Raw genomic sequence first — 12,223 nt, 5'->3', positions numbered from 1 at the left:
GGGATGGAGCAGCCCGGTAGCTCGTCAGGCTCATAACCTGAAGGTCGTAGGTTCAAATCCTACTCCCGCAACCAACGATATTTGCGAAACCGCCTCAGCCACATCGGCTACGGCGGTTTTTGCTTTTTTACCAGTTGCTAAGGCTTGCTCCAAGAGACTTTCCTGCCGCCCGTCAACCCGTCAACCCAGCTTATGCTGTCAGCGCGCGCACGTAGCGGACTTCTTTAGCAATTACCACCAACGGAAACTTTGAGCTCATATACGATATTAGGACCCGGTATCGAGTACGTCACTTTGTCCCGCGGCCTGGACGCAGCCAGGATTTCCACGAATGACCGGAACTGGTGAAAGCGACCCTTTCGGCTCGGAGTTGCTCGATGCCTGGTCTGAATGGCCGCTCCTCCTACCTCAGCAGTCATCTGAGCAAATTGGTTGGATGGCCGCTTCGAGCCCAAAGCGGAATTGCTTTGCCACGAACATTGGCAGCTAAAGAAACGCAAGTAACTAACTCCGCGGATATGAAGGTGACCGTTTGCTGAATGCGCGACAGGTATTTGAGCATTACCTTTTTAGTTGTGCGTGTATGCCTGTACCTGTGCTTTCTATTCATTAAGGCTTTTCAAAATCTGACGAATGGGCTGACAGAAGCAACCCACCGAGCTAACTTCATTGCAAAGAGGAGGGGTGAATGGGAAGACGTCTCACGACGGTATTGGCCGCCGACATTGTGGGCTATTCCGCGCTGATGGATCAGGACCGTACTGGCACAGTCGCTGCATTAAAGACCTTCCGCGAGGACACGTTTCTCCCGATCGTGGAAGATACCAATGGTTCACTGATCAAAAGCATGGGCGACGGCTGGATCGTCGAGTTTCAATCACCATCTGAAGCAGCAGCTTGCGCGATTGCAGTTCAGTCCGCCCACAAACCTGACCACATCAAACTGCGCATCGGGGTTCACACAGGGGAAGTGGTAACCGATGGCGATGACATTTTCGGCGACGGCATCAATGTTGCGGCGCGTCTGGAGGCTCTCGCGAAGCCGGGACAAGTGCTCTTTTCAGATATGTCACATAACAGCCTTGACCGTAACGATGCGGGATTATTCGACGGCGGAGAGCAAACCGAACTGAAAAACATCACGCGGCATGTTGGAATCTGGTGTTGGCCAAAGGGTACGAAAGCCAATCTCGCGATCAAAGCGGATGTGAGGCCGGGAATCGCAGTGCTCCCATTCGACAATATGTCGGGTGATCCGGAGCAGGAGTTCTTTGCCGATGGCATAACGGAAGACATCATAACTGAGCTATCTCGGTTTCGTTGGTTGATGGTCGTCGCACGAAACTCTTCTTTTGCTTATAAGGGGAAAAGCACGGACATCCGCGACGTGGGCCGCGACTTAGGGGTTCGGTATGTACTGGAAGGCTCCGTTCGGCGTTCCGGGCAGCGCGTCCGCATCACGGGACAGCTCATAGATACCGAAAATGGGAGCCATTTGTGGGCGGACCGCTTTGACGGTGTGCTCGACGACATCTTTGATCTTCAAGATCAAGTCACCGAAGACGTAGTTACAGCTATTGAACCATCGGTGCGGCACGCTGAAACAAATCGTGCGCGTGCAAAACCCACCAAGGACTTACAGGCATACGAGCTCTACCTCCGAGCTTTATCACATTTCCACTTGCTGACTGACCAAGACAACAAAGAGGCAATACGACTGACAAAACTGGCTTTGGATCGAGATCCGGAATACGCCTCCGCAGCGGGCTTGCTAGCATGGCTTCATATCCAACGTCTTGTGCAAGGTTTGGAACCTGTAGATCAGGGACCCAAGTCAGCTGTCGCGGCCGCAGAGCAGGTGCTGCGGAGCGATCGCGCGGACGGCATTGCAAAGGCTTATGCCGCGCATTCAATCTCTATGCTGGCACAAGACCTGTCCCGCGCGCGGACAGCCTTTAAGGAAGCATTGTCGGAAAATCCCAACGCGGCGACGGTCCACATGCTCGCTGCTGCAAATCTTTATTTGCTGAATCGCCCTGACAAGGCGCTGGAACATGCAGTCCGGTCTGTCGAACTCAGCCCGGGTGATCCATTGCGGCACGCCGCTTTCATGGGACAGGGTGCCGCCTTGTTTCACTTGGGACGTTATGAGGAAGCCGCGCAGGCCTGTCGCGAAGCCTTGTCTGTGCGTGCAACCTTCCTGATGAGCCACCTGATGCTGATTGCGTCGCTCGCTGAGCTCGATGACATAGATGCGGCAAAAACAGCGGCTGTCAAATTGAACGAAATCGCTCCGAATGCGGCTTCGATAACCGAGACAACACGTTTACCATTATTCTCTATTCCAACCTGCGCTGATCGCTGGCGCAGCGGGTGGAAAAAAGCAGGGTTGCAAGTGTGAAGGCAAACGGCCCCCCCCGGTTCCGACAACCATGCATTCGGTAAAGAATATTTCGCCTTTGTCTTGAAAATCAGTCGCTGACCAAAACTCTGCCTGGCTGGCCCTCCTCATGGACACGGAACACCAAAATGGTTGCCCCTTCGTCCCCTGAGCGAGCGGTGTGCACTTTTTTCAACGGAACGACGCCTACGTCACCTGAAAAAGCTTCTTGTTCGCCTTCGCCGTCTAGGATGAGGGTGACGCTGCCCTGCAGAATGTAGGCAAATTCTTCACCGGGATGCCAATGCATTGGTAAAGTGAGGTTTGGTGGTAGGGCAACATAGCTCACGACAACCTCCAAGCCCTCAGTGTTTTTGAGCGACTCGGTTAGCAAGTCCTGAATAAGCGGTTTTTGCAAAGTCGCTGGATCCCGCACATCGTGTTACATAGCCGCTGCGGCACCAGTCACGACAATCAAAAAAGCAAATATGATTGGTTTCCACATCTAATCCCCTCCTACTTTTAGAAGATGATGGCATTGGGACCTTTTCGAAATCAATGCTGGTGTGCACGCGGTTAACTGCGGCGTTCCAAATTGTTGTGTCAAAGGCTGTTCCAGGGTCCGCAAAGTTCGCGGAGCGCTTCTTAGTGGACGGTGCGGCGAGTGGCGGCTTAGTCCGCAACCCGGTCATAGCCGTGCTTTCTGCCAGTGTCTGCTCTGGGTCAAAGCAGCCGTTGACGCTGCGACCTGTTTATAGGTCCAGAGCCTAGGGTCGGCAGCGAGCCCAACCCACACGTCGATTTCATGCTGCGCGCACTTGCAGCGAAAGAATTGCAGTGTGTGCGGCGCGGGATACCGCTGTGTGGCGGAAAAACCAGCCACTGATGGTTGGAGCAGAGATGACGGATGGGGCAATTCACAAGTCACGGATCAAACAGCACTTGTATGAAACAGCTCCAAGATCCGCTTTAGCGTTTGCTCAAATGGATTGTGGTGGTGCAACCTAAACGGATGTCGGTGACTCATAAATGGTCACAAGTGTTTAATTGGGGCGGAAAGCAATGAAAGAATTAGGTTTTTCGGAACATCTCGACCTTCCATGCGGTGTGCGGTTGAAAAGCCGCTTCTCGCGAAGTGCCATGACCGAAGCGCTCGCAGATGTTCATGATGCTCCAACCGAAGGCCATCAGACTCTCTATAAGCGTTGGTCCAATGGTGGCATGGCCATGCAAGTAACGGGCAATGTCATGGTCGACAAACGATACCTTGAGCGGCCCGGAAATGTCGTTGTTGAAGACGAGGGCATATTAGACTCTCCGCGAGAATGGGCGACCGCCGCGAAATCCGGTGGCAGCCAAATTTGGATGCAAATCAGCCATCCGGGACGCCAATGTCCTATTGTAGTGAATACACGGCCATTGTCCCCGTCCGCAGAAAAGCTGCGCATTCTAGGCCTGTTCGGAAAGCCGAGGGCAATGAGTTCAGAAGATATTCTGGATGCGATCCAGCGCTATGCCAAGACCGCCGCGATAGCGAAGAAAGCAGGATTTGATGGCGTGCAGCTACATGCCGCGCACGGGTATCTCGTCAGTCAATTCCTGTCGCCTATCACCAACCGTCGCACGGACGAATGGGGCGGATCGCTTGAAAACCGGGCGAGGTTTTTGAGGACGACTTACAAAGCGACGCGCGCCGCCGTGGGCAAGGACTATCCTATTGCAGTCAAGTTGAACTCTGCAGATTTCCAGAAAGTTGGATTTACAATTGAAGATAGCTGCCAAGTTGCGCGTTGGCTCGAACACGACGGCATCGATCTCATAGAATTGTCCGGCGGAACCTACGAACAGATGTAAGCGTTGCATCTGCCCCCCTAAATCACCCCTGATCACGCTTTTGCTCACATGACATACTGCCCCAAAAGAGAGGCAGCAGCTATGGGGCAATTCCCACAGTCATTCGAAGTCTACGGTTTCACCATCGAAGTCCACGCAGGCGGGCGCCGTGTCTGGCCGCCCAGCTTCAAGCGGTTTGTAAAAAACAAACTTGATCTGGGTGAACTGACTGTCGGTGACATCATGGCGAATTGCAACGTTTCCCAATCCCTGGTTTATAAATGGAGGTCAGACGTGAAATCTTCACGGGTCAGAAGCACCGCCCGGAACGAAGAACGGGTCTTTTCAGAAGTACTGATTGCCGAAGAAACACCTCCAAAAAGCTATCCGAAGACCGATGATCGCATTCTTCTCACGGGCCAGGAAAGCTCCATATCTTTTCCCGTCAACTATCCGGTAGACGATCTGGTTAAGATCATGCTCGCGGTTGAGGGTTGCGTATGATTTCCCCAGCCGGCAACTTCAAATTCTACGTCGCCACCAGGGCGGTTGATTTTCGAAAGGGAATGGATGGCCTTGCCGCGATCGTCATGAATGAATTCGATCTCGATCCATTCAGTGGCGCGATCTTCATCTTCCGTTCGAAACGCGCGGACCGGCTGAAACTCATCGTTTGGGATGGGACTGGCCTTGTGCTGGTCTACAAGCGGATCGAGGGAAAGGGATTTGAATGGCCCCGCGTGAGTGACGGGGTGATGACGATGACCAAATCGCAGTTTGAGGCCCTTTTCGAAGGGCTCGACTGGAAGCGCGTGATTGCACGCGGTACCCGGCACCCGGTCGCGGTTTGACGCCGTTCCCAACGAAGAAATTACGTCTTGTCAGATTTCGTCAGCGCCAACATTCCGGAATCCGTCTTGGGGACACCGCGCATACAGTGGAACTGGAACCAGAATATTAGCGCCAGCGCGCACTAACCGGGCGGTCACCAACAAATTGTTGAACTTTCTGTTCCAGAATGAGTTGACTCGGGTCAAAAAGCGTCCAAACTTTATTCATCAAAACCCCTCATCTGACACCCGGCATACGGGGCTACTGATCGGGTGAGCAAGCTACCAAGGGACACCTATGTGTCCCTTTGTTCATCTCTTAAACGGCGCAAGAAGTAAGCCCAGCTTGGGCAATTGCAGCGGGTCGTAGCAATAGGTGAGCTTGGTAGGGTATTATAGTTCAGGGTTCGGCCGAAATCTGTCTATTGCTGCCAGAGAGCATCTCAACAACCGTCATCAATATTGTCTTTGGACTTTAGCGACGGATCGCCCTTTGCAGAGAACACAGGCCTCCGGCAATTTTGAGATTTTCAACACAATGGCCACCAACTTGCCGTTCGCCGCGTTTGCAGCACCAAGCACCACGATTGGAAGCAACGCGCAGGAAGCGGACCTTAAATCAGAGATGCAGTATTTTGGAGCCTTGAACAGCTGCTATGCAGACAAAGTGTGAATTCGCTGCGCCCGCCCCAACGGCAGCAATCCGCACCTTGCGTCTGCAGCGAAAAGCAGCACGGTTGGAAGTCTGCCAATCGCTGCAAGTGGTCGGCTGTTCCGAAAGTTCAATGACGACACGCAATTGTTATCCGACCAGACAGGTTAACCTTTCTTCCGCCTGCGCCGTCCTGCCAGAACACCCGATTCAAGGATGATGCTGGAGACAAGGTGTTCGCGCCGATAGGCCATAATATGCACGCCTGAGACGCCCACAATCTCGCGCAGTTGCTGGATCAGCTCGATGCATATTTTCTTGCCCTCATCCGAAGGGTTTTGCGCCACCTCCAACCGGTCGATGATGGCATCGGGGATGTGAATGCCCGGCACGTTGCTGCGCATCCACCGCGCCGCCTTGGCCGAGGCGAGAGGGCCGACCCCGGCGATGACAAACACGCGCTTGTCCATGCCGGCATCACGCACCCGCTCCATGAATGCCTCAAAGAGGGGAATGTCAAAAATATAGTTGGTCTGGATGAAATCGGCCCCGGCCTCGACCTTTTTGGTCAGGCGGTCCGCACGCCACTCATAAGGTGGGATGCACGGGTTTTCTGCCGCCCCGAGGAACAGCTGCGGTGGGCTGGACAGTTTTCGTCCCGACAGAAACACACCTTCGTCGCGCATTGTGCGCAGGGTACGCAACAGGTTGAGGCTATCAAAATCGAACACCGGTTTCGCGCCGGGCTGATCGCCCACGCCCACGCCATCGCCCGTCAAGCACAGCACGTTACTGACACCTAGCGCGGCAGCACCCAAGACATCGCCCTGAATGGCAATACGGTTCCGGTCGCGGCAGGAAATCTGGTAAACCGGGGAATAGCTCGCGCGGGTCAGCAGAGCGCAGATGCCGATGGAGGACATATGGCAATTGGCCCCCGATGCGTCTGTAGCATTGATCGCATCTGCGACCTCTCCCAAGGGCTGAGCCGCATCAAAAACATCCGCCGCATTGGCGCTGTCGGGCGGGTTCAATTCAGCCGTCACTGCAAAGCGGCCCGAGCGCAAAACACGCTCAAGCCGACTGTGAGAGACATGACCCTCAGGCGGCTTGGCATAGGGCAGCAGGGTGTTTTCGATGGGTGAGGTATCGCTCTTGTGTCGCGCCTCGAGGTCGTGGCCTTGGGTGGCTCGTCTGCCAGTGGAGCCGAGCTTGGTTCCTGCAATCGTGCCTCTGGAAAGGCGTCAGCAACGGTCATGCGGGCCGCATCCCGTTTTTCGCGGTTCAATGTCGCCTTTTCGCGGCTGACGCGCAACCATGAGGAAGAGCCTTGCAGACTGCGATCAACAGGTGGCAAAACCTCCCTGATCTTCGCGGCCCCGTCTTTCATGCGGCTGGCCCCGTCCCAGCCTAGCGCCCAAATGCATTTCATTTCAGGCTTCACCTCGCAATACCCTCCCTGCCGCACCCCGCCACAGGGGCCATTGCGCAGCTGTTTGGGGCAGTTCATCGGACAGGACATGCCGGTTGAGGATAACACGCATTGGCCGCACATTTTGCAATCGAAAAGAAGTGTCTTCACTCCCTTTTCGATAAGGGCAATCGGGCGCTCAACACGGTTGTAGCCAATTTTTGCGAAAAGGGGTTCCAGCGCCACCATGACCTGCTCGACACGCTTGTAGATCCATTCAAATGCGCGTGCGTGGCGGGTGGCAAAAAGTCGGACACGGTACATAGAATTGTTCCTTGTGGAGGCTTGACCTTAGCACGGGTCGACGACTCTCTATACGTAATGTAGCGCTTACATATCACTGCCGCCCAATCCCACCCGACGCAAAGCACACTGACCCGGTAACTGACATTGGTTCCGAGTGCAGCATTCGTTACATGGGCTCAGACCGGTCATCCGACAGTTTCGGCAGGTCTTGGGGACAGTTCAGACGCCAGCAACGACTGCGATGCGGACAAAACCGCCATTGGAAACCCGCCGCTAATCGTGCTTAGTATCCGCATGGAAATCGTTGATGAAGCTATCAGTGCTGTACGTGAGATTCTTCCTTTGCCGGTTGATGTATTTCCTTCCACAAGTGAGATTTGGCTGACTGTTTACCTCGAAGGGAATTGCGATTCTTACCGGCATGCGAGGCCGAAACTGGTTACTCTCGGCTGGCTAAACCTTGATCAGAAAGTTGAATTTTCGGGTTTCGTGTACGCAAAAAAAGAGGTGGACAATATTCCCTCTGTCATTTGTGAGCATTTGACCAGCATCTTACGGGTATGTGTTGAATGTAAGTTAGGCTTCAGTTTGATCGACGCCGATACATCGTTTGATCCCGAAAAAACGACTTTTGAGAATCTCTACAAGCCGACGTCGTAGTTTTGCAGTTTTTGGGCTGATTGGGCTCACTGCTGCAATTCTCTGCTGTGGGCATAGGCTGGCAGTAAGAGCCCAAACCTTCATTCAGGTCGGCTCTGAGCCCAATTTCTGACGACAACTTCGCAGTCATTTCTGCCGCGGCACCGCCACTTTTGTAGCCCATCTGCGCTTGCATATATTTCCGAGATATACGCACGAAATTTCGACCCGTTCTTGAGGCTATGAAGGGCAAATTTGTACTGCTGCCAGGGCCAATCGACGTTCCCAAGTGGCAACTCTGGCCTAGTCTTTCCGAGAAATTTCCATGGTCGCGTTGCAAGCTGCCATCCCCTCACCAATTCAGGCGGGTCCAACCAGACCAGCGCATCAGCTTGACTGACCGCTTGAGACAAAAGGCTAGGGCCGCCCTCAAGTATCCATGCTTCTTTTTCGATCTCCAGTGCCAGAGCCGCAACTATCTCCGGTCGGGAGCGCTGCTGCCATTCTTTGCGAAGTTTGATCGCGTCGAAGGAAACCACGGGGATCTCTGGTCGGGCTGAAGACAACACCGAAGCAAAATGGCTTTTCCCGACACCATTGGCTCCGGTGACAATGATTTTCCGCATTCAAGCCTCAATGCTATGGTGCTGCGCTCTGCAACCTAACGACAGCCTTTTTAGATGCCAACGACAGCTTTGTCAGCTTACCAGACGAATGCATGTGCAGAGTTCAAATGGCTTAGCAAAGGCAAGTCAGGGCTCTTACCACCAATCATGAAATCCGCAGAGAACGATGGCTTAGAGCCCTTAGTACCTTGAAATCTCGCCACACGCATTTAGAATGAAAGGTGAACATTTGTAATTCGAGATACTATGCGGCAAATCATCCGAAGTGAGATAAATCGAATAAACCCCTTAGATGAAGTTGAAACCACCCATATCTCCGATACGCTTAATTGGATCGACACGGGCGCAAATTTGTTTCGAATAGCGAAGCCTGCTACTCCGCCTCGCCACCTCGTATCCTATTTTTTGCTGATTGATGGAGATCATGTACTTCTGGTCGATCACATTAACGCCGAGCTTTGGTTGCCTACTGGTGGTCATGTCGATCTCGATGAAAATCCACGAGAAACGGTGAAGCGCGAGGCATTTGAAGAGCTTGGTATCGAAGCCAATTTTTTGTATCCATCGCCAATCTTCTTGACCGTTACAGAAACCGTCGGTCTTACTTCTGGGCATACTGATGTGTCGCTTTGGTACGTCCTCCGTGGAGATCGAAGGGAACAACTGAACTTCGACGGCTCAGAATTTCGGGAAGTTCGATGGTTCCATCGCAACCATGTGCCGTTTGGCCGTTCTGATCCGCACATGGAACGGTTTCTGTCGAAATTGGATTTACAGTGAATTGTAACTAAGTCCGCTCACCTGTCTTTGCCACCTGGCGATGGACGTCCGGAATCTGCGCTTCGCGACTTGCTGCACTCGCGATAGACCGAAGCGTGATCAAAGGCGGCTTTGGGCTCTTGTCACCAGCAGGTACCTACCGCAGAGAAGTCCTTCAGAGAGCCCGAGTGAGCTGATGCGGCACTCTTAATCAATGTCCGCAAGGGTTGACCTTTCCCGCTATTCAATCATGAAGTGCGATGTCCACCTGCAACATTTTCAGTGCTCGGGCCTCCCGCTGATTTCTATTTGAAGGGTTTTATTAAATGAACGACGCATCACTGGTGCCGACGATCGAAACCGAGCGCCTTCTTCTTCGTGGCCATCAAGTAAGTGACTTTCATGACAGCGCATCAATGTGGGCTGACAAAGAGGTTGTTGCACACATATCCGGAGTGCCGTCGACACAGGAGAAATCTTGGTCTCGGCTACTGCGCTATGCCGGTCACTGGCAACACTTGGGCTTTGGGTATTGGGTCGTTCAATCCAAAGCCGACGGTGATTTCCTAGGCGAGGTTGGCCTTGCGGACTATCATCGTGATACGGAGCCAACATTGGACGGAAGACCAGAAGCCGGGTGGGTGCTCAGAACCTACGCTCATGGAAAAGGCTACGCAACCGAAGCGGTTACTGCGATGATGCATTGGGCTGATACGACTCTACCCTGCACGCATACCTCGGCGATGTTCGATCCTGCATATTCGGCCTCAATCAATGTTGCAAAAAAGGTCGGTTTCGCGAATGAAGTTTTGGGCCGCTATGGAGATCAAGAAGCACTGTTTATGGAGAGATCTCGACAATAGTTGGCTTCTGCGTTCATGTCGTGCTGCGCTAGCAAAATCAGTCGAGCTAGCGGAGGTCCGCAAGGGGCTCCTACCTCCTATCGATGCCCACCGCAGAGAATGGCGGCAGTGAGCCCAAAACTACCAATGCTGCAGTTCGCACGAATGTCTGCTCTTACCCCGAGAAGTGCGGTTTCCGCCCCGCGTGAGACCCCACAAAGCAGCGCGGTTGATTTCGTATTCACCTCTGAAACAGGCATCGAAGACTGTGCGAGAAAAGCATCAAACTACCCGGCACGCTTCCATCAACGATGGTCAGTAGTGTGAGAAACATCTTCAGCTCGCTAACGTTACCTAGACGATGGGCAATACCTAATGGACTCTCCAAATCGTTCCGGCATACGCCCCGGGTGCGCCCAATGCGTCCGTGCACAGAAAGCTCTAGTCTGAATAGATGCCTTTGAAGAGCAGGGCACGCTCGGATTTTGTCGGTAAGAGCTCTGGGTTGATTTCGAATGGCAGCATGATGTACTGCGTTAGGAAGCCGTAATTCGCCTCCAGTGCGGATTGGAATACTGCGCCCAATTTGTCTGTTCGATGGGTCGAAATCACAAGATGAGGTTCAGCGCCGAGCAGTGCGTGATAGAGAGTAGAATTCTGCCCTTCTTCATTGGTTTTAATGACGGCTTGAGCATCAAGCCAAAGACGGGGCTCCATACGACGGCTGGGGATCATGCCGATGCCGTCGAAATAGGTTTCGTCTTTCGCAAGCTGCGCTTCTGCCTGTCGGACGAGCGCTATTTGAGCGCTGTTATCATGGCTCAGATAATGTACATTCCGAACGGTGCTCTGCACAGCGATCACTATCAGGATGCCAACCGTAATCGAGGTCCATCTTTCCGACTGTCGAATAAGATCGGTCGTCGCCACGGCACCGTAGATCGCCAGAAAGGGCAGGGCCATGGTGAACACGTATGGCCAAGTCTGATTGTGAAAGAAGACTAATACAGTAAGCAAAACCGTGTAGATAAGGAATATACGTGCAGCACTGTCGCGTTTGAGGAAATGTTTGGCAGACAAGAAAAGTCCCAACACAACCAAACCATATTGCAACGTGTTACGCAAAATCGTCTGCCAGATATATACGTCAAGCCCTTCGTAGTAGCTACCGCCGTTGAGTGCGAGTTCGGCGGGCCCCAGGAAGAGTACCTCTAGAACCTGCGGCATCGCTGACCCGCCGAGCAGGGCGCTGTAGAGCGCGATGGCAAAAGCCCAGCCCAGAACAAGCAGGCCTGCGCGTTTGACTGCACGGGCGAAGGACATCATGCAGATTGCGTCAACCACGGTTGCTGCGCCCAAGGCGAAGTTGAAATAGACCGATTTCTGCGTCGTTACGAACGCAAGCCCGCTGAGCAGACCCGCAATGAGAAGGGTTTTGGCGCGGTCAGTTTCGTATCGGACGATGACCAACACAGCCATCGCCGCAAACAACGTGGCAAGCGGTTCGGATCGGAGGCGAAACCCCCGCTCGATGAAATTGCTGAAGCTGAGCAAGAGCGCTACGGCCAGGATAGCGGTGATGCGCTCGTAACCCAAAGCGCGGGCGCTTTTGTAGATGCACCAGGTCAGCGCCAATGCCAGGCCTGCCGTGGTCAGTCGGCCCGTCATCAGCATCGAGGTGGCGTCCCAGCCAATCAGATGAGAAAGTTCAAAAAATACTGCGTAGCCGACCGCTTTCTTGGGCCAAATTGTCTCGAACGTGCCGTTGAACAGATATGCCGGTTGGGTGAAGTGCCAAAACTCATCCATCACAAAGCGGGTATTGACCGCCAGCACAAGCAGGATGGCGATTTTTGCCAGTACGAAAACCCTGATCGCCAACGACAGCCTTTGTTCCTGGCTAAGTGCAGACGGCTTTGTGTGAGCGAGTGCAGTCATACCTTGT

12 protein-coding genes are annotated in these 12,223 nt (G+C 53.4%); 7 read left to right on the top strand and 5 right to left on the bottom strand.

Annotated features, from left to right (window positions below; all coding sequences use genetic code 11):
• The first annotated feature begins 712 nt into the window (after nt 1-712).
• On the top strand, nt 713-2,401 hold the full coding sequence (locus tag AC2FIB_RS19660) for an adenylate/guanylate cyclase domain-containing protein (protein WP_496842648.1): 1,689 nt from the start codon (nt 713-715) through the stop codon (nt 2,399-2,401).
• 70 nt (nt 2,402-2,471) lie between these two features.
• Here AC2FIB_RS19660 and AC2FIB_RS19655 read toward each other — a convergent pair whose 3' ends face one another.
• Entirely contained in the window at nt 2,472-2,816 is a 345-nt protein-coding gene (locus tag AC2FIB_RS19655; protein WP_496737115.1) for a cupin domain-containing protein, read from the bottom strand.
• Nucleotides 2,817-3,442: 626 nt separating this feature from the next.
• Here AC2FIB_RS19655 and AC2FIB_RS19650 point away from each other — a divergent pair.
• From AC2FIB_RS19650 to tnpB, 3 genes are all read left to right on the top strand, one after another.
• Complete coding sequence (locus AC2FIB_RS19650) at nt 3,443-4,234, top strand: oxidoreductase (RefSeq protein WP_496842647.1); 792 nt, start codon at nt 3,443-3,445, stop codon at nt 4,232-4,234.
• A gap of 81 nt (nt 4,235-4,315) precedes the next feature.
• Nucleotides 4,316-4,717, top strand: coding sequence for a hypothetical protein (locus AC2FIB_RS19645; protein ID WP_496842646.1), 402 nt, complete (start codon nt 4,316-4,318; stop codon nt 4,715-4,717).
• On the top strand, nt 4,714-5,064 hold the full coding sequence (gene tnpB / locus AC2FIB_RS19640; protein ID WP_496842645.1) for an IS66 family insertion sequence element accessory protein TnpB: 351 nt from the start codon (nt 4,714-4,716) through the stop codon (nt 5,062-5,064). The genes AC2FIB_RS19645 and tnpB overlap by 4 nt, the downstream gene beginning before the upstream one ends.
• Nucleotides 5,065-5,862: 798 nt before the next feature.
• On the opposite strand, the gene AC2FIB_RS19635 is transcribed toward tnpB, so the two are convergent.
• Nucleotides 5,863-6,741 carry a methylenetetrahydrofolate reductase gene (locus AC2FIB_RS19635; protein ID WP_496842643.1) on the bottom strand — a complete coding sequence of 293 codons (879 nt, stop codon included), beginning with the start codon at nt 6,739-6,741 and terminating at the stop codon, nt 5,863-5,865.
• Nucleotides 6,738-7,430: a methylenetetrahydrofolate reductase C-terminal domain-containing protein gene (locus AC2FIB_RS19630; RefSeq protein WP_496842642.1), complete on the bottom strand. Its 693-nt coding sequence runs from the start codon at nt 7,428-7,430 to the stop codon at nt 6,738-6,740. The genes AC2FIB_RS19635 and AC2FIB_RS19630 overlap by 4 nt, the downstream gene beginning before the upstream one ends.
• A gap of 126 nt (nt 7,431-7,556) precedes the next feature.
• Between AC2FIB_RS19630 and AC2FIB_RS19625 the strand changes: the two genes are divergently transcribed.
• A complete protein-coding gene (locus tag AC2FIB_RS19625) occupies nt 7,557-8,072 on the top strand; it encodes a hypothetical protein (RefSeq protein ID WP_496842641.1) in 516 nt (171 codons plus the stop codon).
• A gap of 80 nt (nt 8,073-8,152) precedes the next feature.
• Here the strand turns inward: AC2FIB_RS19625 and AC2FIB_RS19620 are convergent, their stop codons facing one another.
• Nucleotides 8,153-8,677 (bottom strand): P-loop NTPase family protein, encoded by a 525-nt coding sequence (locus tag AC2FIB_RS19620; protein ID WP_496842640.1) that lies wholly within the window; start codon nt 8,675-8,677, stop codon nt 8,153-8,155.
• Nucleotides 8,678-8,923: 246 nt separating this feature from the next.
• Between AC2FIB_RS19620 and AC2FIB_RS19615 the strand changes: the two genes are divergently transcribed.
• Nucleotides 8,924-9,457, top strand: a complete 534-nt coding sequence (locus tag AC2FIB_RS19615) for an NUDIX domain-containing protein (RefSeq protein ID WP_496842639.1) — start codon at nt 8,924-8,926, stop codon at nt 9,455-9,457.
• A 305-nt stretch (nt 9,458-9,762) separates the two neighbouring features.
• Nucleotides 9,763-10,299, top strand: coding sequence for a GNAT family N-acetyltransferase (locus AC2FIB_RS19610; RefSeq protein ID WP_496842638.1), 537 nt, complete (start codon nt 9,763-9,765; stop codon nt 10,297-10,299).
• Between the two features lie 420 nt (nt 10,300-10,719).
• On the opposite strand, the gene AC2FIB_RS19605 is transcribed toward AC2FIB_RS19610, so the two are convergent.
• The gene (locus AC2FIB_RS19605; RefSeq protein ID WP_496737117.1) at nt 10,720-12,216 is read right to left on the bottom strand and encodes a DUF7056 domain-containing protein; all 1,497 of its coding nucleotides are present in this window, start codon (nt 12,214-12,216) and stop codon (nt 10,720-10,722) included.
• Nucleotides 12,217-12,223: the final 7 nt, after the last annotated feature.

The organism is Ruegeria sp. YTSA072 (genome assembly GCF_059610285.1).
Note: the sequence above shows the minus strand (reverse complement) of the source record. Positions and strands in the feature narration are given on the sequence as shown.

Bases quoted from the DNA above. Each gene is read 5' to 3' on its own strand.
- AC2FIB_RS19650 (WP_496842647.1), top strand. From the start codon at position 3,443: ATGAAAGAATTAGGTTTTTCGGAACATCTCGACCTTCCATGCGGTGTG.
- AC2FIB_RS19645 (WP_496842646.1), top strand. From the start codon at position 4,316: ATGGGGCAATTCCCACAGTCATTCGAAGTCTACGGTTTCACCATCGAA.
- tnpB (WP_496842645.1), top strand. From the start codon at position 4,714: ATGATTTCCCCAGCCGGCAACTTCAAATTCTACGTCGCCACCAGGGCG.
- AC2FIB_RS19630 (WP_496842642.1), bottom strand. From the start codon at position 7,430: ATGTACCGTGTCCGACTTTTTGCCACCCGCCACGCACGCGCATTTGAA.
- AC2FIB_RS19620 (WP_496842640.1), bottom strand. From the start codon at position 8,677: ATGCGGAAAATCATTGTCACCGGAGCCAATGGTGTCGGGAAAAGCCAT.
- AC2FIB_RS19615 (WP_496842639.1), top strand. From the start codon at position 8,924: ATGCGGCAAATCATCCGAAGTGAGATAAATCGAATAAACCCCTTAGAT.
- AC2FIB_RS19610 (WP_496842638.1), top strand. From the start codon at position 9,763: ATGAACGACGCATCACTGGTGCCGACGATCGAAACCGAGCGCCTTCTT.
- AC2FIB_RS19605 (WP_496737117.1), bottom strand. From the start codon at position 12,216: ATGACTGCACTCGCTCACACAAAGCCGTCTGCACTTAGCCAGGAACAA.